Below are 18,973 nucleotides of genomic sequence, written 5' to 3' on the forward strand. Positions count from 1 at the left end.
TGCGTGAGCGCCGCGGGCCGTTCGTTTGCCGTAAATGGGCGCCTGGAGTGGCCGGTGGCGTGCATTTGCGGCACATGAGCGCCGTGCGCTGCGTGAGCGCCGCGGGCCGTTCGTTTGCCGTAAATGGGCGCCTGGAGTGGCCGGTGGCGTGCATTTGCGGCACATGTGCGCCGTGCGTTGGCGCCTCGAGCCGCTCGTTTGCCGCAAGTGGGCGCCCGGCGGGGCCGTCGCCGCGCAACCGGGGCGAGACATCTGCGTGACGGGCGCGGGCGGTTGGGAGGCGGCATCCGGGAACGCGAGAGGCCCGCCCCGAGAACGGGACGGGCCTCTCGACGAGGTGTCTCAGGTGTGGCGCACGATGCCGAGCGGCGTCGACTCGTGGCCCTGACCGAGCGGGTTGTCCTTGAGGATCGCGACGAGGCGCTTCTCGCCGGCCTTGTCCATCGTCGAGCCGAGGATGTTGCCACCCAGGTCGTTGATGTCGACCACGGCCACCTGCAGGTCGCCGCCGAGCAGCGACTTGAGGCGGGCGGCCACCTCGCGGGGACGCTCGGGTCCGAGCACCACGGCCTGGTTGTACGGCGGGATCGTGCCCTTGGTGGGGCCGTCGATCGCGCGCGCCTTGTCGCCGGCGATGCGGTAGAAGTCGCCCTTGCGTCCGAACGCCTTGGTCACGGCGGAGACGGCCGCGGCGAACAGGATGCGGGGCGTTCCGCACTCGCGCAGCGCCATCTCCATCGTCTCGGGCATGCCGAGACCGATGCCGTAGGGCGTGCGGGTGACGTACTTCGACAGGAAGAGCGCGAGCTTGCGGGGCTTGATCGTGTCGAGCTTGAACGACCGGCCCTGCGTGATCGCGACGATCTTCTCGGTGACGAACAGCAGGTCGCCCGGCTGCACGGCATCCTTCGCGTACTCGAGGATGAACGCGTCGAGGTCGTCGCCCGGCATGACGACTCGCGTGCGGATCGGGATGCGGGCGTACGACGTGCCCTCGACGGTGACGGTGAGCGCCTTGCCGGCGTTGGCCTCGCCGCTCATTCGAGGTAGTCCCGGAGCGACTGCGAGCGGCTGGGGTGACGCAGCTTCGCCATGGTCTTCGACTCGATCTGGCGGATGCGCTCGCGCGTGACACCGAACGTGTCGCCGATCTGGTCGAGGGTCTTGGGCTGACCGTCGCCGAGGCCGAAGCGCATGCGGATCACGCCCGCCTCGCGCTCGCTGAGCGAGTCGAGGAGCGACTCCAGCTGACGCTGCAGCATGGTGAAGCCCACCGCGTCGGCGGGGACGACGGCCTCGGTGTCCTCGATGAGGTCACCGAACTCGCTGTCTCCGTCTTCACCGAGAGGCGTGTGCAGCGAGATCGGCTCGCGGCCGTACTTCTGCACCTCGATGACCTTCTCGGGGGTCATGTCGAGCTCGCGGCTGAGCTCCTCGGGCGTGGGTTCGCGACCGAGGTCCTGCAGCATCTGACGCTGGACGCGCGCGAGTTTGTTGATGACCTCGACCATGTGCACCGGGATGCGGATGGTGCGGGCCTGGTCGGCCATCGCGCGTGTGATGGCCTGACGGATCCACCAGGTGGCGTAGGTCGAGAACTTGAAGCCCTTGGTGTAGTCGAACTTCTCGACCGCACGGATCAGGCCCAGGTTGCCCTCCTGGATGAGGTCGAGGAACTGCATGCCACGGCCGGTGTAGCGCTTGGCGAGCGAAACGACGAGGCGGAGGTTGGCGCCGAGCAGGTGGCTCTTGGCGCGCTGACCGTCACGGGCGACCCACTGCAGGTCGAGTCCGAGCTGGCTCGTCTTCTCGGCCGCCGACATGTTCGACAGCTTCTCTTCGGCGAACAGACCGGCCTCGATGCGCATCGCGAGCTCGACCTCTTCGGCCGCGTTCAGGAGCGGGACCTTGCCGATCTGCTTCAGGTAGTCCTTGACCGGGTCGGCGGTGGCGCCGGTGATCTGCGCCGAGTAGACGGGGACGTCGTCCTCGTCGCTCGACGAGATGACGATGGCGCCGGTAGGAAGTGCCTCGGCGGGCGCCGCCGGTGTCTCGTCGTCATCGTCGTCGTCGGACTTCTTCGCGTCGGTCTTGGCCGCGTCGTCGGAGTCGTCGCTGTCGTCGGTCTCGTCGATCTCGACGTCGCCTTCTTCGACCTCGTCGTCCTCTTCGAGGTCGTCGTCCTTCTTGGCCTTGGCCTTCGCCTTGGCGGGAGTCGCCTTGGCCTTGGCCGGAGCCTTCTTCGCGGGGGCCTTCTTGGCGGTCGTCGTCTTCGACGCCGTCACGGTCTCCTCGGAGTTCTCGAGCTCGGTGTCCTTCGCACTCCGGGAGCGGGTCTTGGTTGTCGTGTCTGCCACGTTTCGCCTTTCACCGGGAACGCACGCTGCACGGCCACCGGTCGTTCTCGGACACTAGTAAGACCCTTGTCAAGTCCCGAACCGAGGAGCGGGGGCTCCTGGTCCGGTTGACAACGGGTCAGGTTCTTCATTGTCTCACATTCCCGGACCGGGACTTGACGTGGACCGGGGATCTATGCGTAGACAACGCTCGCGCCCGATGGGACATTCCCGGGATGCCGACTCCTCGGCATCCCGTCGACGCGGATGTCGGATGCCGTCAGCCGAGCTTGCCGCGACGATCGTCGTCGCCGGGGCGCGAGGCGAGGAAGCGCTCGAGCTCGGCGGCGAGCTCGTCGGCACTCGGCAGATCGCCCGTGTGGATGATCGGCGTGGCTTGGGTCGAACCCGCCATGTAGGCGTCGTAACGCTCCTCGAGGTTCTCGAGCATGCGGGTCAGCTCGTCGCTGCCTTCGACCTGCTCGGTGACCTTCTCGAGGAACTCGCGGTTCTCTTCGCGCAGCACTTCTCCCGAGAACACCAGACCGGTCGCGACGGTCAAGCTGTCGAGAGCGGCGAGGGCTGCGGCGGGGTACTCCGTGTCACCCAGGTAGTGGGGAACGAGCAGGGCGAAGCCTGCCACCTTGGCGCCGGCTTCGGCGAAGCGGTACTCGAGAAGGTGGCCCGCCGTGGAGGGCACCTGGGTGTGAGGGCGCCAGACGGAGTGAGCCTCGGCGAGGTCGGGGCGCGTTCCGCTTACGGTGGTGCCGATGGGACGCGTGTGCGGGACCGGCATGGGGATCGCGTGCACCCACGAGATCGACGAGACCTGCAGTCCCGCCGACAGCTCGAGGACGGTCTCGGCGAAGGCCTCCCAGAGGAAGTCGGGCTCGTATCCCGCGAGGAGCAGGAAGGGCTGTCCGAGGGAGTCGTGTGCGAGCGACAGCTCGAGGCGCGCGGGTCGGTAGTCCGTGAGGTGGTCCTCGACGAACGTGATCGCGGGTCGGCGCGCGCGGTAATCCAGCAGCGCGTCGTTGTCGAAGACGAAGAGGGCGTTGGGCTGCACGTCGTTTCGGAAGTACTCGACGAGACGGGTCACCGCGCCACCGGCATCGGTGAAACCGGTGAGGGCGATCACGAGCGGCAGGCCCGACGGCACGGGGGGCGCCGCAGGGGCGCGGTCGTACAGCGGGGCGGAGGAACGCATACCTCCACTCTACGAGCGTGCCGGTTGCGTCGGCCGCGGTGCGTCCCGCTCCTAGCGAACACGCTCGAACCTAGGATGGATGCCATGCCGTTTCCCTCCGTGGCGTATACCGACGCCCCCGTTCTCGAGTCCGACGCCGACGCGATCCTTCTGATCGTCCCCACTGTTTCGGAGGGGGCTCCGGATCCGGCCGGCTGGGAGGGACTGATGGCGTCGCTGTCCGCCGTCGGTTTCACCGGCGCGGCGGGCTCGTTCCAGCGGGTGCACGTCCCGGGCGTCTCCACCCCCGTGGCCGTGGCCGGTGCGGGCTCGAACCCGGCGGACGCGGCTCTGCGTGACGCCGCGGGCACGGGGCTCCGCCAGCTGACCGGCTTCGAGCACGTCGCCGTGCAGTCGCTCGTTGCTTCCCCGTGGCGACCGATCGCCGAGGGTGCCGCTCTCGGCGGATACCGCTTCGCCGACTACAAGAAGAAGGCGGCGAAGGTGCGCGCGACCCGCGTGACGGTGGTCGCCGATGAGGCGCCCACCGACAGTGACACCGCTGCGGTCGCGGCCGTCGCCGGTGCGGTCGCGCTGGTGAAGGACCTGGTGACGACCCCGGCCGAGTGGCTCGGGCCCGCCGACTTCGCCGACGCCGCTGTGAAGGCTGTCGAGGGCCTGCCCGTCGAGGTCGAGGTGCTCGACGAGAACGCCCTTCGCGAGGGCGGATACGGCGGCATCCTCGGAGTCGGGCAGGGATCCGACCGCCCGCCGCGCATGGTGCGCCTCGACTACGCGCCCGCCGACGCGGAGCGTCACGTCGCCCTCGTCGGCAAGGGCATCACGTTCGACACCGGTGGCCTCTCGCTCAAGCCGCCGGCATCGATGGTCGGTATGAAGTACGACATGTGCGGCGCCGCGACAGTGCTCGCCGTCCTCAAGGCCGCGGCCGAGATGCGTCTGCCCGTGCACGTGAGCGCCTGGCTCTGCATCGCGGACAACATGCCCTCGGGTCGCGCGACGCGCCCGGGCGACGTACTGCGCACCCTCGACGGCACGACCGTCGAGGTGCTGAACACCGATGCCGAAGGTCGCCTCGTGCTCGCCGACGGCCTCGCCGCGGCCAGCCGCGAGAACCCCGATCTCATCGTCGACGTGGCCACTCTGACGGGGGCGATCACCGTCGCGCTCGGCAACCGCCACACCGGTGTGATGGGAGACGACGAGGCGGTCGCGACGTACCTGGCCGCGTCTTCGCGGACGGCAGAGCTCGCCTGGCAGTTGCCGCTCCCGGACCACATGGTCGACGACCTCGACTCCCCCATCGCCGACCTGCAGAACGCCAAGATCGGCGATCCCGCGGGCGGCTCGCTGTTCGCCGGATTGTTCCTGCGCCACTTCGTGGGTCGTGTCTCGTCGGACGCCGATGCTCCGCGTATCCCCTGGGTGCACCTCGACATCGCCGGTGTGGGCATGAACAAGTCCGCGCCCTTCGGGTACACCGACAAGGGCGTGACGGGAGCGACGGTCCGCTCGCTCGTCGAGATGCTGGCCACGGACGGCGTACGGTGACCGAGTACTCCGCCGACGTCGTCGTGCTCGGCGGTGGAAGCGGTGGCTACGCCGCCGCCCTCCGCCTCGCCGAGCTGGGCAAAGACGTCGTGCTCGTCGAGAAGGACAAGCTCGGCGGCACCTGCCTGCACCGGGGGTGCATTCCGACCAAGGCGCTCCTCCACGCCGGCGAGGTCGCCGATGCCGCCCGTGGCGCGGCCGACATCGGCGTCGATGTGACCTTCTCGGGCATCGATCCGGCGCGCGTGCGGGCGTACCGCGAAGGCATCGTCGCGAAGAAGTTCAAGGGACTCGAGGGCCTGATCTCGGCTCGCGGCATCCGTGTCGTCCACGGCGAAGGGGTGCTCGCGGCGGGGCCGACGGTTCGCGTCGGCGACGACGTGTACCGCGGAACCGATGTCATCCTCGCCACCGGCTCGTACAGCCGGAGCCTGCCGGGCCTCGAGATCGGCGGGCGGGTGCTCACCAGCGGGCAGGCCCTCGACCTCGATGTGATCCCCGAGCGAGTGGTCGTCCTGGGCGGTGGCGTGATCGGTGTCGAGTTCGCGAGCGTGTGGCGTTCGTTCGGCGTCGAGGTCACGATCGTCGAGGCACTCCCCCACCTGCTGCCGGCCGAGGACGTGGCGTCGAGCAAGGCGCTCGAGCGCGCGTTCCGAAAGCGCGGGATCTCCCTCCAGCTCGGGAAGAGGTTCGCCTCCCTCTCGCAGTCCGCGGACTCGGCGACCGTGACCCTGGACGACGGCTCCGAGCTCGTGGCCGATTACGTCCTGGTCGCTGTCGGCCGGGGCCCGGTGACCGCCGGACTCGGCTACGAAGAAGCCGGCGTCGTCCTCGACCGCGGCTTCGTCCAGACCGACGAGCGTCTGCGCACCGCCGCGGACCACGTGTGGGCGGTGGGCGACATCGTCCCCGGCCTGCAGCTCGCGCACCGCGGCTTCCAGCAGGGCATCTTCGTGGCGGAGGAGATAGCCGGGCTGGCGCCCGTGCTGGTCCCCGACGTCGACGTCCCCCGCGTCGCCTACTCGCACCCCGAGGTCGCGTCCGTCGGGCTCACCGAGGCGCAGGCGCAGGATCGTTACGGATCCGATGCCGTGAAGGCGTACGAGTACAACCTGGCCGGAAACGGCCGCAGCGAGATCATCGGCACCTCGGGCATCGTGAAGATCGTCCGACGTGTCGACGGCCCCGTCGTCGGCGCCCACCTCGTGGGCGATCGCGTCGGTGAACTGATCTCGGAGGCGCAGCTCGCCGTGGGGTGGGAAGCCCACCCCGAAGACATCGCGCCGTTCGTCCACGCACACCCCACCCAGAGCGAGGCGCTCGGCGAAGCCTTCCTGGCTCTCGCCGGCAAGCCCCTGCACGCACTCTGACCGCAAACCGGTCACTAAGCTAGGTACCGCATCCGGTACGAAGGAGACATATCCATGAGCACTTCCGTCGTCCTCCCCGCTCTCGGCGAGAGCGTCACCGAGGGAACGGTCACCCGCTGGCTCAAGCAGGTCGGTGACACCGTCCAGGAGGACGAGGGTCTGCTGGAGATCTCGACCGACAAGGTCGACACCGAGATCCCCTCGCCCGTCTCGGGCGTGATCGAGGAGATCCTGGTCCAGGAAGACGAGACCGTCGAGGTCGGAGCGGTCCTCGCGAAGATCGGTGACGGCTCCGGCGCCGCCTCGTCCGACGACGCCCCGCAGGCCGCCCCGGCCGAGGAGCAGTCCGCTCCGGCCGAAGAGGCGGCCCCCGCCGAGGCCGCTCCCGAGCAGCCCGCCGCCGAGCAGCCCGCTGCCGAGTCCGCGCCCGCCGCGAGTGGCGACTCCACCGAGGTGAAGCTCCCCGAGCTCGGCGAGAGCGTCACCGAGGGCACCGTCACCCGCTGGCTGAAGGCCGTCGGCGACGACGTCGCGGTCGACGAGCCGCTTCTCGAGATCTCGACCGACAAGGTCGACACCGAGATTCCTTCGCCGGTCGCCGGCACGCTGCAGGAGATCCTGGTTCAGGAAGACGAGACGGTCAACGTCGGTGCCGCCCTCGCGCGCATCGGCAGTGGTGCCGCCCCGGCCGCGCAGCCCGAGGCGCCCGCCGCCCCGGCCGCCGAAGAGAAGCCGGCCGAGCAGCCCGCCCCCGCGGCGGAGGAGAAGCCCGCCGAGCAGCCCGCTCCCGCCGCCGAGCAGAAGCCGGCCGAGCAGCCCGCTCCCGCCGCGGCTCCGGCCGCCTCGTCCAACGACGACGTGACCTACGTCACCCCGCTCGTGCGCCGCCTTGCGCAGCAGCAGGGCGTCGACCTGGCTTCGGTCAAGGGCAGCGGCGTCGGTGGACGCATCCGCAAGGAAGACGTGCTCAAGGCCGCCGAGGCAGCCAAGTCCGCTCCCGCCGCTGCGGCTCCCGCTGCCGCGTCGACCCCGGCGGCCGCCCCCGCGCCGGTCGAGGTCTCGCCCCTGCGCGGTACCACGCAGAAGATGTCGCGCCTGCGCAAGGTCATCGCCGAGCGCGCCGTCGCGTCGATGCAGGCCACGGCTCAGCTGACGACGGTGGTCGAGGTCGACGTGACCAAGCTCGCGGCTCTGCGTGACCGCATGAAGGGCGAGTTCCAGCAGAAGACGGGCGACAAGCTCTCGTTCCTGCCGTTCTTCGCCATCGCGGCCATCGAGGGTCTCAAGGCGTACCCGATCATCAATTCCACGGTCGAGGGTGACGAGATCGTCTACCCCGCTCACGAGAACGTGTCGATCGCCGTCGACACCGAGCGCGGCCTGCTCACCCCGGTCGTCAAGGACGCCGGCGACAAGAACATCGCGCAGCTGGCGCGCGAGATCGCCGATCTCGCCGCCCGCACGCGCGACAACAAGCTGAAGCCCGACGAGCTCGCCGGCGGCACGTTCACGCTGACCAACACCGGTTCGCGCGGCGCGCTCTTCGACACGCCCATCGTGTTCCTGCCGCAGTCGGCGATCCTCGGCCTCGGTGCCGTGGTGAAGAAGCCCGGTGTGGTCTCGGTCGACGGCAAGGACGCGATCTCGGTCCGCTCGTACGTCTACCTCGCGCTGTCGTACGACCACCGCATCATCGATGGAGCCGACGCCGCTCGCTTCCTCGGCACGGTCAAGGCTCGCCTCGAGGCGGCGCAGTTCGAGGGTGACCTCGGAATCTGATCCCACCGAGCACCGGCTCATGATGGCTGGTCCGCTACCGTTCTGACGGCGCGGACCAGCCATCGCTCGTTCTGGCGCACGAGGGTGACGTACTGCGTCGCTTCTGCCGCATCGACCCGCACGACGGTCACTCCCCCGAAGTCGTCGACGACGGTGATCTTTCCTGCCGCCGCCCCAGCCGCCACAGGTTCCCGTGGGAAGGCGGAGTTCTCTTCGTACCTGGACACGCAGGCCGCGTCGCCTCGGCATCCCTGCAGCTCCGTGAACAGTGTGCGGGCGATCTGTTCCACGTCGTCGGACAGCGGACGGCGCTCGTCCACCGGCAGCGGGTCCGACAGCCACGGCGTCGTCGAGGTCGGCGCGGGATCGACGACGGTTTGGCCGGTAGAAGGCTGCGGCGTTGCGCGGTCTTCGGGGATCAGGCAGAAGGCCAGCACGGCGATCACCCCGATGCTCGCGCTCAACGTGGACATGCGGAAGACGCGAGACCGACGCCAGTGTCCGCGGACACGCTCGAGCGCTTGTCGGGTCGCGTCGGCGAGGTCGGCATCGACGAGGTCGAGCACCCGGATCGCCGGGCCGCCCTGCTCGCGCGTCGGCGGATCCGCGACGGGTTCCGCTGCCGGGAACAACGGGCCGAGCACGAGCGGAACGGGCGTCGCGTGCGCGAACAGACGCCTCTCGACCGCCTCCCAATCGCGTGGAGGGCGCGTCAACACGCTTTCTCGTGCGCGACTGACGATCTCGCGCGTGGGCGTGTCGTCGGCGATGTTAGCGAGGTGCGCGAGCGTCTCGGCGGTCGCTGCGATCGCGTCGGGTCCGTCCGGGTCGTCGATCGCCACGGGGCACCCGGTCGCGGTGAGCCACCAGGTCTTCCCGTCCGCCGCGGTGGTGGATGCGCGGCATCCGCGAAGGAGGCCGACGGCTGCCGTGACGGCCTCCCCCGGCGTCAGGGGAAGGGTGCTGCGCGCTCGACGTCTGAGGTACGCGTCGAGGGGTTCGGCGAGAACGGATGCCGTGGAGCTGCTCATTCCGCGATGGTGGCCGAACCCGCCGCCCCTCGAGGGCGCGTCGCCCCTGAAGTGGGGAGCGAACGAGGGATCCGCCGCCTGGGGAGGAAGGACTCGCGGCGAAGATAGAATCATTCTCATGGCCGCTCGCACCACCACGCCCGAGAAGCGTCCGGGCTTCTTCTCGCAGATCAAAACCCTGTACACCTTCACCCAGAAGGAGTACCGGTGGTTGCCGTTCCTGCTGGCCGGAATCGTGATGGTGGGCATCGCCCTCGGTGTGCTCATCGGTTTCCTGATCCCGCCGCTGGCGGCCTGGAGCATCATCCTCTGGGGTGTCACGGGCCTGCTGGCCGGCATCCTGGCGTCGATGATCACGATGACGCGTCTGTCGACGACCGCGATGTACAAGAAGATCGACGGCATGCCCGGCGCCACCGGTCACGTGCTGTCGTCGTCGCTCGGGCGCAACTGGCAGGCCTCCGAGGCTCCGATCGGCGTCAACCCGCGCACGCAGGAGGCCGTCTACCGGGCCATCGGCCGCGGCGGTGTCGTCCTCATCGGCGAGGGTAACCGCAGCCGTCTGACGCGTCTCGTCGGCGAGGAGCGCTCCCGTGTGACGCGCGTCGCCGCCGGCGTGCCCGTCACCGTTCTCTACGTCGGACACGGCGACGACGAGGTGCCGATCGCCAAGCTCGCCTCGACGATCAAGGCGCTCCCGAAGAAGGTCGACCGCTCGACGATGGCCGCCGTCATTAAGCGCGTGTCCTCGGTGTCGCAGGGCCTGTCGTCGCTGCCGATCCCGAAGGGCGTCGACCCGACGAAGATGCGCTCCCCGCGTCCCCGCTGATCTCATGAGAAAGGCCCCCGCTCCGGCGGGGGCCTTTTCCATGGATCGGGGATTCAGGAACGCACGAGGACCGTTCCGACGACTTTGTCGTGCAGGCCGCGCTGGTCGGCGTCCCACACGACCGCGGGGATGATGAGGGCGAGGAGGACGGTTCTCACGATCGGGCGCCAAAGGCCCACCCAGCCCCCGGATGCCAGCTCCAGGCGCATCCCCAGGATCCGGTGTCCGGGGCTGCCGCCGAGGAGGGGGATGAAGAGGATCTGGACGGCGAAGAAGATCAGGTTCGTCGCGATCGGATTCGCGAACGGCACGCCCGTCACCGGGTCGGGTGCGGAGAAGAACGCGTAGCCGATGAGGCCGGCGCTCGCGACGTCGATGAGCAGGGCCGCGATGCGGCGTCCTGGACGGGCGATGGAGCCGCGACCCTCGCGGGGAAGGCCGAGCCGCTGGCCCGGATACTCGTTCTCGGCGGGGACGCTCACGGCATCCAGCGTAATCGGCGCCGCGTAACATCCCCGAAACATGCGAGATATGACCGGGACACCGGTTCTGGGTAGGGTCGAGGAGGCTGGCCGAGGCCGGCATGATCCCGAATGTTCTACCTCTGGAGTCTTCATGTTCAAAGATTCGTCCGAGGTGCTCAAGTTCATCCAGGACGAGGACGTCAAGTTCCTCGACATCCGTTTCACGGATCTTCCTGGTGTGCAGCAGCACTTCAACATCCCCGCCTCGACCGTCGACGAGGAGTTCTTCACCGTCGGACAGCTGTTCGATGGCTCGTCGATCCGCGGGTTCGCGAACATTCACGAGTCGGACATGCAGCTGATCCCCGACGTGACCACCGCGTACGTCGATCAGTTCCGCGAGGCCAAGACCCTCGTCATGATCTTCGACATCTACAACCCGCGTAATGGTGAGATCTACGGCAAGGACCCGCGTCAGGTCGCCAAGAAGGCCGAGAAGTACCTCGCCTCCACCGGCATCGCCGACACCGCGTTCTTCGCCCCCGAGGCCGAGTTCTACATCTTCGATGACGTCCGCTACGAGGTGAAGCAGAACTCGAGCTTCTACTCGGTGGACTCCGAAGAGGGCGCCTGGAACACCGGACGCGAAGAGGAGGGCGGAAACCTCGCCAACAAGACCCCCTACAAGGGTGGATACTTCCCCGTCTCGCCGGTCGACAAGACGGCCGACCTGCGCGACGACATCACCCTCAAGCTGATCGAGGCGGGCTTCGCGCTCGAGCGTTCGCACCACGAGGTCGGCACCGGTGGTCAGCAGGAGATCAACTACCGCTTCGACACGATGTTGCACGCGGCCGACGACATCCTGAAGTTCAAGTACATCGTCAAGAACACCTGCGAGCAGTGGGGCAAGGTCGCGACCTTCATGCCCAAGCCGCTCTTCGGTGACAACGGCTCCGGCATGCACACGCACCAGTCGCTGTGGAACGACGGCAAGCCGCTGTTCTACGACGAGACCGGCTACGGCGGACTCTCCGACGTCGCCCGCTGGTACATCGGCGGTCTGCTGGCGCACGCCCCCGCGGTCCTCGCGTTCACCAACCCGACCCTCAACAGCTACCACCGCCTGGTGAAGGGCTTCGAGGCTCCGGTCAACCTGGTGTACTCGGCCGGTAACCGCTCCGCGGCCATCCGTATCCCGATCACGGGTACCAACCCCAAGGCAAAGCGCATCGAGTTCCGCGCTCCCGACGCCTCGGGCAACCCGTACCTCGCGTTCGCGGCTCAGCTCATGGCCGGTATCGACGGCATCAAGAACCGCATCGAGCCGCACGAGCCCGTCGACAAGGACCTCTACGAGCTCCCCGCCGAAGAGGCCAAGAACATCCCGCAGGTTCCGAACTCGCTGCTCGACTCGCTCGAGGCTCTGCGCGCCGACCACGAGTTCCTGCTCGCCGGCGGCGTGTTCACGCAGGAGCTCATCGACACCTGGATCGAGTACAAGATCGAGAACGAGATCCAGCCGATCGCCCAGCGCCCGCACCCCTTCGAGTACGAGCTGTACTTCGGGGTCTGATCGCCCGATCATCCACGTCGACGCCCGTCCCCGCCGTTTCGCGGGGGCGGGCATCGTCGTTCGCCTGCGGATCATCCGGCGCGTGACGCTCGCTTCTGCTCCTGGAAGACGCGGATGGCTTCGTAGCGCTCGGCCGAGCGGGCCTGCCGCTTCGCCGCCTCGACCTCGCGCACCTTCGGCGGGGCTTTCGTCACCAGGTCGTCGAGCAGATTCCGGACGGATGCCGCGATCTCGTCCACGGCGCGATCGAAGACGTCCTGGTTGGCCCGCGATGGCGTCGTCGTCCCCACGATCTTGCGGACGAACTGGAGCGCCGCGTCGTGGCACTCGGCATCCGTCGCCGGAGGCGTGAAGTTGTGCAGGGGAACGATATTGCGGCACATGCGGGCCAGGTTAGGCCGATCGGCCGCCGGTTGCGAGGGTCGTCAGTTTTTCGCCTCGTCGCCAGCTTCCCGGCATCCCTTCAGGTGAACCTCCGCCGCGATGTCGGAGGGGCACGGGAGGATGGGAGCATGGCCGAGTCCCCATACGCGTCGCGTCCGTGGTCCACCTCCTACGCCGAGGGGGTGCCCCTCGAGATCGACGAGCCCTCGCAGACACTGCCCGAGTTGCTGGCGGCCTCGGTCGCGCGGTACGGAAAGAAGACCGCCCTCGAGTTCTTCGGTGCGCCGACCACCTATCGCGAGCTCGGCGACCAGGTCTCCCGCGCGGCAGAGGGCCTGCGTCGACTGGGGGTTCGGGCCGGCGACCGCGTCGCCCTCGTCCTGCCGAACTCGCCGCAGCACGTCGTCGCGTTCTATGCCGCGCTGCGCCTCGGCGCGATCGTCATCGAGCACAACCCGCTGTACACGCCCCGCGAACTGCGTCATCAGTTCGAGGACCACGGCGCCCGGTTCGCCATCGTGTGGGACAAGCTGGCCGACACCGTCGCCGAGTTCCCGGCCGACCTGGCGCTCGAGAAGATCATCAGCGTCGACATCACGACCGCCCTCCCCTTCGCGAAGCGCCTCGCGCTGCGCCTCCCGGTGGCGAAAGCCAAGGCCGCGCGCGAGCAGCTCACCAGCGCGCCGCGGTCCAAGCGTCCGCAGGCGTGGGAGAAGCTCCTCACGCACGGCACGTTGTCTCGAAAGCACCCCGGCCCCGTTCTCGACGACATCGCACTGCTGCAGTACACGAGCGGCACCACGGGCAGCCCCAAGGGCGCCGTCCTCACCCACTCGAACCTGCGGGCCAACGCGATGCAGGGCCGCGCGTGGGTACCGGGCCTTCGCGACGGTGAAGAGTCGTTCTACGGGGTCCTCCCCCTGTTCCACGCCTACGGGCTCACGCTCTGCCTGACATTCGCCATGAGCATCGGGGCAAAGCTCGTGCTCTTCCCGAAGTATGACCTCGAGCTGGTCGCGGCGGCGGCGAAGAAGAGCCCGCCCACCTTCCTTCCCGCCGTTCCCCCCATCTACGACCAGCTCGCGCGCGCCGCAGCCCGGGGCACGCTCGACCTGAGCACCGTGCGCTTCGCGATCTCGGGGGCGATGAGCCTGCCCGTCGCCACCGTCGATCGGTGGGAGGCCGCCACCGGGGGTCTTCTCGTCGAGGGGTACGGAATGACCGAGTCGTCGCCGGTCGCCCTCGGCAACCCCATCGGCCCGTCCCGCCGCCCCGGAACGGTGGGCGTGCCTTTTCCGAGCACCGACATCCGCGTCGTCGACCCCGAGGACCCGACCGTCGACCGGCCCCTCGGCGAGCCCGGTGAGCTCCTCCTGCGCGGTCCCCAGGTCTTCCAGGGGTACTGGAACCGCCCCTCCGACACGGCGGCGACACTGCTCGACGGCGGATGGCTGCGCACGGGCGACATCGCCTCGGTCTCACCGGACGGCTTCGTCACCATCGTCGACCGTCTCAAAGAGATCATCATCACGGGCGGGTTCAACGTGTCGCCCAGCGAGGTCGAAGACGTCCTGACCTCGCACCCCGACATTGCCGGAGCGGCCGTCGTCGCCCTCCCCAAGTCGAGCGGCGGAGAAGACGTCGCGGCGGCGATCGTGCTGCGCGACGGCGTCCACGTCGAACCCGACGCGATCCGCGACTTCTGCAAGGCGCGCCTCGCGGCCTACAAAGTGCCGCGTCGTGTCGTCGTGGTCGACGACCTGCCCCGCTCCCTCATCGGGAAGGTCCAGCGACGCGAGGTGCGCGAACGTCTCATGTCGTGAGCTGTGCAGAAGGGATGCCGCGAGCGGGCGGCATCCCTTCCGCTCACGGTCATCCGTAAAACAGCTTGTCGAAGACGCGGCGCGCGCGGCGCGTGGTGCCCAGGTAGTCCTCTTCGACCTGCGTGGCCGAGCGCGGAGCATATTCGAGGATGCGACCAATGCCGTCGAGCTTCGCGCGATCCACGGGAAGCACATCGCTCGTCTGGCCCGACAACAGCGTGTTCGCCGAACGAAGACGGCTCGCGAGATGCCAAGCCGCGGCGAGCTTCTCGGCCGCGTCGGCCTCGATGACCCCCTCGTCGACAGCGGCATCCAACGCCTCGAGCGTCGACGTCGTCCGCATCGCGGGGATCGCGCGCGCGTGCTGGAGCTGCAGCAATTGCACGAGCCACTCCACGTCGCTGATCGAACCGGGGCCGAGCTTGAGGTGCCGAGCGGGGTCGGCGCCCTGCGGCAGACGCTCGTTCTCGACGCGCGCCTTGATGCGCCGGATCTCGCGGAGCCCGTTCTGATCGGCCGACACCGGATACCGCACCTCGTCGGCGAGCTCGAGGAACGCCCCGATGAGCTTGACACTGCCGGCCACGCCACGGGCGCGCAGGAGCGCCTGCGCCTCCCACGACAACGACCACCGCCGGTAGTACTCGGCGTAGGCGTCGAGGGAGCGGGCGAGAGGACCGCTTCGCCCCTCGGGTCGGAGCTCCGCATCGAGGTCGAGCGGCAGACGGTGGTCCTCCGACTGCTCGCGCAGGCCGGCGACGAGCTTCAGCGCGAGCTGACTGGCCCGCTGCGGGTCGATTCCGTTCGCGCGATAGACGTACATCACGTCGGCATCCGATCCGAAACCGATCTCGCGTCCGCCGAAGCGTCCCATCGCGATGACCGCGAAGTCGAGATCGTCGTCCTCGGGCGGGACGACGACACGGCGCACGGCGCGCAGGGTGGCCTGGATGGTGACCTCGGTGATGGTGCTGAGGGCGTCGGAGAGCTCCTCGAGCGAGACCGTTCCGAGAACCGCGGCCATCGCGACACGCAGCATCTCGCGCCGGCGCAGCGCCCGCACCGAACGCATCGCGTCGTCGATGTTCTGCCAGCGGGTCTGAATGGCGCGCGCCTCTTCTTCGAGCGCCTTTCCCGAACGGGGGCGCAGCAGCGCGTCGTCGTCGAGCCAGGCCACCGACTCGGGGATCCATTCCATGAGCTCACCGATGTACCGCGAGCCCGAGAGCACCCGCGTGAGGCTCTCGGCGGCCCCGGCCGAGTCGCGCAGCATCCGCAGGAACCAGGGGGTGTTGCCGAGCCGCTCGCTGATGCGGCGGAAGACGAGCAGGCCGTAATCGGGATCCACGCCGTCGGCGAACCACCGGATCATGATCGGCATGAGGTGCCGTTGGATCGTCGCCTTGCGGCTCAAGCCGCTGGTCAGCGCGGCGATGTGGCGGAGCGCTCCGGCCGGGTCGCGGAAGCCGATCGCGGCGAGGCGATCGCGCGCCTGCTCGGTCGACAGGGTGCGCTCCCCCTCGGGAAGGGCGGCCACGGCCGACAGCAGGGGGCGGTAGAACAGGCGCACGTGGATGTCGCGCACCTCGCGCTTGATGCCCTCCCACACGGCCTGCACCCCGGATGCCGAGTCGGCCAGTCGCGACGCTCGCGCGAGGACCCGCAGGTCGTCGTCCTTCTCGGGCAGCAGCGCCGTGCGGCGGAGACCGCGAAGCTGGAGGCGGTGCTCGAGCAGACGCAGGAGGCGATAGTCGCGACCGAACGCCTCGGCCTCGGACCGCCCGATGTACCCCTCGGCGACCAGCGCGTCGAGCGCCTCGAGCGTGCCGCGCTGGCGGATCCGTTCATCGGTCAGACCGTGGACCAGCTGCAGGAGCTGCACGGTGAACTCGACATCTCGGATGCCGCCGGGCCCGAGCTTGAGCTGTCGATTGACCTCCGCGGACGGAATGTGATCGGTGACGCGTTCGCGCATGCGCTGGACGCCCTCGACGAAGTTCTCTCGCGCGGCGCTGTGCCACACCAGGGGCTGGACGGCGGCGACGTACTCGGCCCCCAACGTCGGGTCCCCGGCGATCGCCCGGGCCTTCAGCAGGGCTTGGAACTCCCAACTCTTCGCCCACCGCGCGTAGTACTGCTCGTGCGAGGCGAGGCTGCGGACGAGCGCGCCCTGCTTGCCCTCGGGGCGCAGGTTCGGGTCGACCTCCCACAGGGGCGGCTCGATCTCGGGACCCGAGATGCCGCGCATCGTCTGCACGGCGAGCCGCGTGCCGATGTCGATCGCGCGCGCCTCGGTGACGGCGTCCTCATCGGCCGATCCCCCCACGAAGATCACGTCGACGTCGCTGACGTAGTTCAGCTCACGCGCGCCCGTCTTGCCCATCGCGATGATTGCGAACCGGGTCGCCTCCACCTGTTCACGAGGGAACGATCCCGGCCCGGGCCCGCTGACCCGCGCCCTCGCCACGCTGAGAGCCGCCTCGAGGGCCGCTCCCGCCAAGTCGGCCAACGACGAGGCCACGGCGGGAATCGCGCCCGCGGGGTCGTCCTGCCCGAGGTCGTAGGCCGCGATCCGGGCCAGCAGTCGCCGATAGCGCACGCGCAACGCCACCCACGCGGCATCCGAGGCATCCGACGAGAAGCCCTCGACATCGCCGACGGATGCCAGGAGCTCGGCGCGCATGAAGGGCTCGTCCGGCAGGGTCAGGCCCGCACCCGAGAGATGCGCGAGCTCATCGGGGTGGCGCAGGTAGAACTCCGCGAAGCCGTCGGAGGCGCCCACGATGTCCCACAGGGCGCGCCACGCTCCCGCGTCCGCCGCCGCCGCGCGAACCGCTTCGCGATCACGGCGGGTGACCTGCAGGATCGACAGCAGGGCACGGTCGGGGTCGGCCACGCGCTGCGCGAGCTGCATGGCATCCGCCCGCTCCACCCCCACCGACTCCTCGAGCTCGGAGAGCAGCGTGTCTGCTTCGGCGAGCCGTGAGAAGCCGGTGCGGGCGAGGGCGGTGAGCGCAGTGGAACGATCGCCCGAGGTCATGGAACGACTGTCAGAGCGCTTCGAGGTTGCTCGCGAGCTCGAACGGCGTCACCTGAGCGCGGTACTGCTGCCATTCGCGACGCTTGTTGAGCAGCACGTACTTGAAGACCGTCTCGCCGAGCGTCTCGGCGACCAGCTCGGACTCCTCGAGGTATTCGAGGGCGTGGTCGAGGCTGGCCGGCAGCGGTGCGTAGCCGAGCGCGCGGCGCTCCGCGTCGCTGAGCGACCAGACGTTGTCCTCGGCCTCGGCCGGGAGCTCGTATTCCTGCTCGATGCCCTTGAGGCCCGCCGCGAGCATGAGTGCGTACGACAGGTACGGGTTGGCGGCGGAGTCGAGCGCGCGGTACTCGACCCGCGTCGACTGGCCCTTGTTCGGCTTGTACAGCGGCACGCGCACGAGAGCGGAGCGGTTGTTGTGGCCCCAGCAGATGAAGCTGGGAGCCTCGTCGCCGCCCCACAGGCGCTTGTACGAGTTGACGAACTGGTTGGTCACGGCCGAGATCTCGTTCGCGTGACGCAGCAGGCCCGCGATGAAGTGACGGCCCACCTTCGACAGCTGGTACTGCGCGCCCTCTTCGTAGAACGCGTTCATGTCGCCCTCGAACAGCGACAGGTGCGTGTGCATACCGCTGCCGGGCTGGCCGCTGATCGGCTTCGGCATGAAGGTGGCGTACACGCCCTGCTCGATCGCGACCTCTTTCACGACCGTGCGGAACGTCATGATGTTGTCGGCGGTGGTCAGCGCATCGGCGTAGCGCAGGTCGATCTCGTTCTGGCCGGGTCCGCCCTCGTGGTGGCTGAACTCGACCGAGATGCCGAGGTCTTCGAGCATGCGCACCGACCGGCGACGGAAGTCGTGCGCCGTGCCGCCGGGGACGTTGTCGAAGTACCCGGCCGAGTCGACCGGCTGCGGGCGACCGTCGGCACCCAGCTGCGAGGACTTCAACAGGTAGAACTCGATCTCGGGGTGCGTGTAGAACGTGAACCCGGCGTCGGCCGCCTTTGCGAGCGTGCGCTTGAGCACGTGACGCGGGTCGGCGACGGCCGGCTGCCCGTCGGGCGTCGTGATGTCGCAGAACATGCGCGCGGTCGGGTCGATCTCACCGCGCCACGGCAGGATCTGGAAGGTCGTGGGGTCGGGGTGCGCGAGCAGGTCGGACTCGTACGACCGCGTCAGTCCCTCGATCGCGGAGCCGTCGAAGCCCAGCCCCTCGGTGAAGGCGCCCTCGACCTCGGCCGGGGCGATCGCCACCGACTTGAGCGTGCCGACCACGTCGGTGAACCAGAGGCGGACGAACTTGACGCCCCGCTCCTCGATCGTGCGCAAGACGAAATCGCGCTGCTTGTCCATCGTCATCCCTCGTTTCGGTGGGCGTTCAGCGGGTGGAGCCGGAGCCCCAGTCGTCGCGGGCGTCTTCTTCGGCCCACTGCTTCGAGCGCTCCTTCATGAGCTGCGGCGCGTTGGCCGCCTCTTCGGCGGTGTCGAAGGGGCCGGCGCGATCCACCGCGGGCGACTCGTATCCCTGCTCGACCTTGCCGGTCTCGAGGTTGTACCAGTACTTCTTGTCATCGTCGCTCACGAT

Annotated in this window: 15 protein-coding genes; 6 read left to right on the plus strand and 9 right to left on the minus strand. The window is 68.9% G+C overall.

All coding sequences use genetic code 11. The annotated features are described in order from the left end of the window. Positions 1-342 precede the first annotated feature (342 nt). The 3 genes from AB6V31_RS06185 to AB6V31_RS06195 form a co-directional block, all read right to left on the minus strand. The gene (locus AB6V31_RS06185; protein ID WP_056231515.1) at positions 343-1,041 is read right to left on the minus strand and encodes a coenzyme F420-0:L-glutamate ligase; all 699 of its coding nucleotides are present in this window, start codon (positions 1,039-1,041) and stop codon (positions 343-345) included. Further along, positions 1,038-2,357: an RNA polymerase sigma factor gene (locus tag AB6V31_RS06190; protein ID WP_369364639.1), complete on the minus strand. Its 1,320-nt coding sequence runs from the start codon at positions 2,355-2,357 to the stop codon at positions 1,038-1,040. The genes AB6V31_RS06185 and AB6V31_RS06190 overlap by 4 nt, the downstream gene beginning before the upstream one ends. 259 nt (positions 2,358-2,616) lie before the next feature. After that, entirely contained in the window at positions 2,617-3,543 is a 927-nt protein-coding gene (locus AB6V31_RS06195; protein WP_056231507.1) for a proteasome assembly chaperone family protein, read from the minus strand. Positions 3,544-3,627: 84 nt separating this feature from the next. Between AB6V31_RS06195 and AB6V31_RS06200 the strand changes: the two genes are divergently transcribed. From AB6V31_RS06200 to sucB, 3 genes are read left to right on the plus strand one after another with little or no spacing between them, the layout of a single operon-like run. Further along, the gene (locus tag AB6V31_RS06200) at positions 3,628-5,094 is read left to right on the plus strand and encodes a leucyl aminopeptidase (protein WP_369364641.1); all 1,467 of its coding nucleotides are present in this window, start codon (positions 3,628-3,630) and stop codon (positions 5,092-5,094) included. Continuing rightward, positions 5,091-6,464, plus strand: a complete 1,374-nt coding sequence (gene lpdA, locus AB6V31_RS06205; RefSeq protein WP_369364642.1) for a dihydrolipoyl dehydrogenase — start codon at positions 5,091-5,093, stop codon at positions 6,462-6,464. Before AB6V31_RS06200 ends, lpdA begins: the two co-directional genes overlap by 4 nt. Before the next feature lie 54 nt (positions 6,465-6,518). Beyond that, on the plus strand, positions 6,519-8,243 hold the full coding sequence (sucB, locus tag AB6V31_RS06210; protein ID WP_369364644.1) for a 2-oxoglutarate dehydrogenase, E2 component, dihydrolipoamide succinyltransferase: 1,725 nt from the start codon (positions 6,519-6,521) through the stop codon (positions 8,241-8,243). A 17-nt stretch (positions 8,244-8,260) separates the two neighbouring features. On the opposite strand, the gene AB6V31_RS06215 is transcribed toward sucB, so the two are convergent. Further along, the gene (locus AB6V31_RS06215; RefSeq protein WP_369364645.1) at positions 8,261-9,274 is read right to left on the minus strand and encodes a hypothetical protein; all 1,014 of its coding nucleotides are present in this window, start codon (positions 9,272-9,274) and stop codon (positions 8,261-8,263) included. A 118-nt stretch (positions 9,275-9,392) separates the two neighbouring features. On the opposite strand from AB6V31_RS06215, the gene AB6V31_RS06220 reads away from it, so the two are divergent. Continuing rightward, positions 9,393-10,103, plus strand: a complete 711-nt coding sequence (locus AB6V31_RS06220) for a DUF4191 domain-containing protein (protein WP_369364647.1) — start codon at positions 9,393-9,395, stop codon at positions 10,101-10,103. A 53-nt stretch (positions 10,104-10,156) separates the two neighbouring features. Here the strand turns inward: AB6V31_RS06220 and AB6V31_RS06225 are convergent, their stop codons facing one another. Then, the gene (locus tag AB6V31_RS06225) at positions 10,157-10,585 is read right to left on the minus strand and encodes an RDD family protein (RefSeq protein ID WP_256335554.1); all 429 of its coding nucleotides are present in this window, start codon (positions 10,583-10,585) and stop codon (positions 10,157-10,159) included. Between the two features lie 133 nt (positions 10,586-10,718). Between AB6V31_RS06225 and glnA (AB6V31_RS06230) the strand changes: the two genes are divergently transcribed. Then, on the plus strand, positions 10,719-12,143 hold the full coding sequence (gene glnA / locus AB6V31_RS06230; RefSeq protein WP_056231492.1) for a type I glutamate--ammonia ligase: 1,425 nt from the start codon (positions 10,719-10,721) through the stop codon (positions 12,141-12,143). A gap of 71 nt (positions 12,144-12,214) precedes the next feature. Here glnA (AB6V31_RS06230) and AB6V31_RS06235 read toward each other — a convergent pair whose 3' ends face one another. Next, the gene (locus AB6V31_RS06235; protein WP_056231489.1) at positions 12,215-12,526 is read right to left on the minus strand and encodes a DUF2277 domain-containing protein; all 312 of its coding nucleotides are present in this window, start codon (positions 12,524-12,526) and stop codon (positions 12,215-12,217) included. Between the two features lie 129 nt (positions 12,527-12,655). On the opposite strand from AB6V31_RS06235, the gene AB6V31_RS06240 reads away from it, so the two are divergent. After that, positions 12,656-14,350 carry a long-chain-fatty-acid--CoA ligase gene (locus AB6V31_RS06240; RefSeq protein WP_369364649.1) on the plus strand — a complete coding sequence of 565 codons (1,695 nt, stop codon included), beginning with the start codon at positions 12,656-12,658 and terminating at the stop codon, positions 14,348-14,350. 49 nt (positions 14,351-14,399) lie between these two features. On the opposite strand, the gene AB6V31_RS06245 is transcribed toward AB6V31_RS06240, so the two are convergent. From AB6V31_RS06245 to AB6V31_RS06255, 3 genes are read right to left on the minus strand one after another with little or no spacing between them, the layout of a single operon-like run. Further along, entirely contained in the window at positions 14,400-17,390 is a 2,991-nt protein-coding gene (locus AB6V31_RS06245; RefSeq protein WP_369364651.1) for a bifunctional [glutamine synthetase] adenylyltransferase/[glutamine synthetase]-adenylyl-L-tyrosine phosphorylase, read from the minus strand. 10 nt (positions 17,391-17,400) lie between these two features. After that, on the minus strand, positions 17,401-18,741 hold the full coding sequence (gene glnA, locus AB6V31_RS06250) for a type I glutamate--ammonia ligase (protein ID WP_056232374.1): 1,341 nt from the start codon (positions 18,739-18,741) through the stop codon (positions 17,401-17,403). Positions 18,742-18,766: 25 nt separating this feature from the next. Then, positions 18,767-18,970 carry a hypothetical protein gene (locus AB6V31_RS06255; RefSeq protein WP_056231480.1) on the minus strand — a complete coding sequence of 68 codons (204 nt, stop codon included), beginning with the start codon at positions 18,968-18,970 and terminating at the stop codon, positions 18,767-18,769. Between the last annotated feature and the right edge of the window lie 3 nt (positions 18,971-18,973).

Origin of the sequence: Microbacterium sp. 16-032 (genome assembly GCF_041079455.1) — a bacterium.
Classification (GTDB): Bacteria; Actinomycetota; Actinomycetes; order Actinomycetales; family Microbacteriaceae; genus Microbacterium; species Microbacterium testaceum_A.

Excerpts from the sequence above, each read along its gene's own strand:
- AB6V31_RS06185 (WP_056231515.1), bottom strand. The coding sequence starts at position 1,041 with ATGAGCGGCGAGGCCAACGCCGGCAAGGCGCTCACCGTCACCGTCGAG.
- AB6V31_RS06195 (WP_056231507.1), bottom strand. The coding sequence starts at position 3,543 with ATGCGTTCCTCCGCCCCGCTGTACGACCGCGCCCCTGCGGCGCCCCCC.
- AB6V31_RS06200 (WP_369364641.1), top strand. The coding sequence starts at position 3,628 with ATGCCGTTTCCCTCCGTGGCGTATACCGACGCCCCCGTTCTCGAGTCC.
- sucB (WP_369364644.1), top strand. The coding sequence starts at position 6,519 with ATGAGCACTTCCGTCGTCCTCCCCGCTCTCGGCGAGAGCGTCACCGAG.
- AB6V31_RS06215 (WP_369364645.1), bottom strand. The coding sequence starts at position 9,274 with ATGAGCAGCTCCACGGCATCCGTTCTCGCCGAACCCCTCGACGCGTAC.
- AB6V31_RS06220 (WP_369364647.1), top strand. The coding sequence starts at position 9,393 with ATGGCCGCTCGCACCACCACGCCCGAGAAGCGTCCGGGCTTCTTCTCG.
- glnA (WP_056231492.1), top strand. The coding sequence starts at position 10,719 with ATGTTCAAAGATTCGTCCGAGGTGCTCAAGTTCATCCAGGACGAGGAC.
- AB6V31_RS06235 (WP_056231489.1), bottom strand. The coding sequence starts at position 12,526 with ATGTGCCGCAATATCGTTCCCCTGCACAACTTCACGCCTCCGGCGACG.
- AB6V31_RS06240 (WP_369364649.1), top strand. The coding sequence starts at position 12,656 with ATGGCCGAGTCCCCATACGCGTCGCGTCCGTGGTCCACCTCCTACGCC.
- AB6V31_RS06245 (WP_369364651.1), bottom strand. The coding sequence starts at position 17,390 with ATGACCTCGGGCGATCGTTCCACTGCGCTCACCGCCCTCGCCCGCACC.
- glnA (WP_056232374.1), bottom strand. The coding sequence starts at position 18,741 with ATGGACAAGCAGCGCGATTTCGTCTTGCGCACGATCGAGGAGCGGGGC.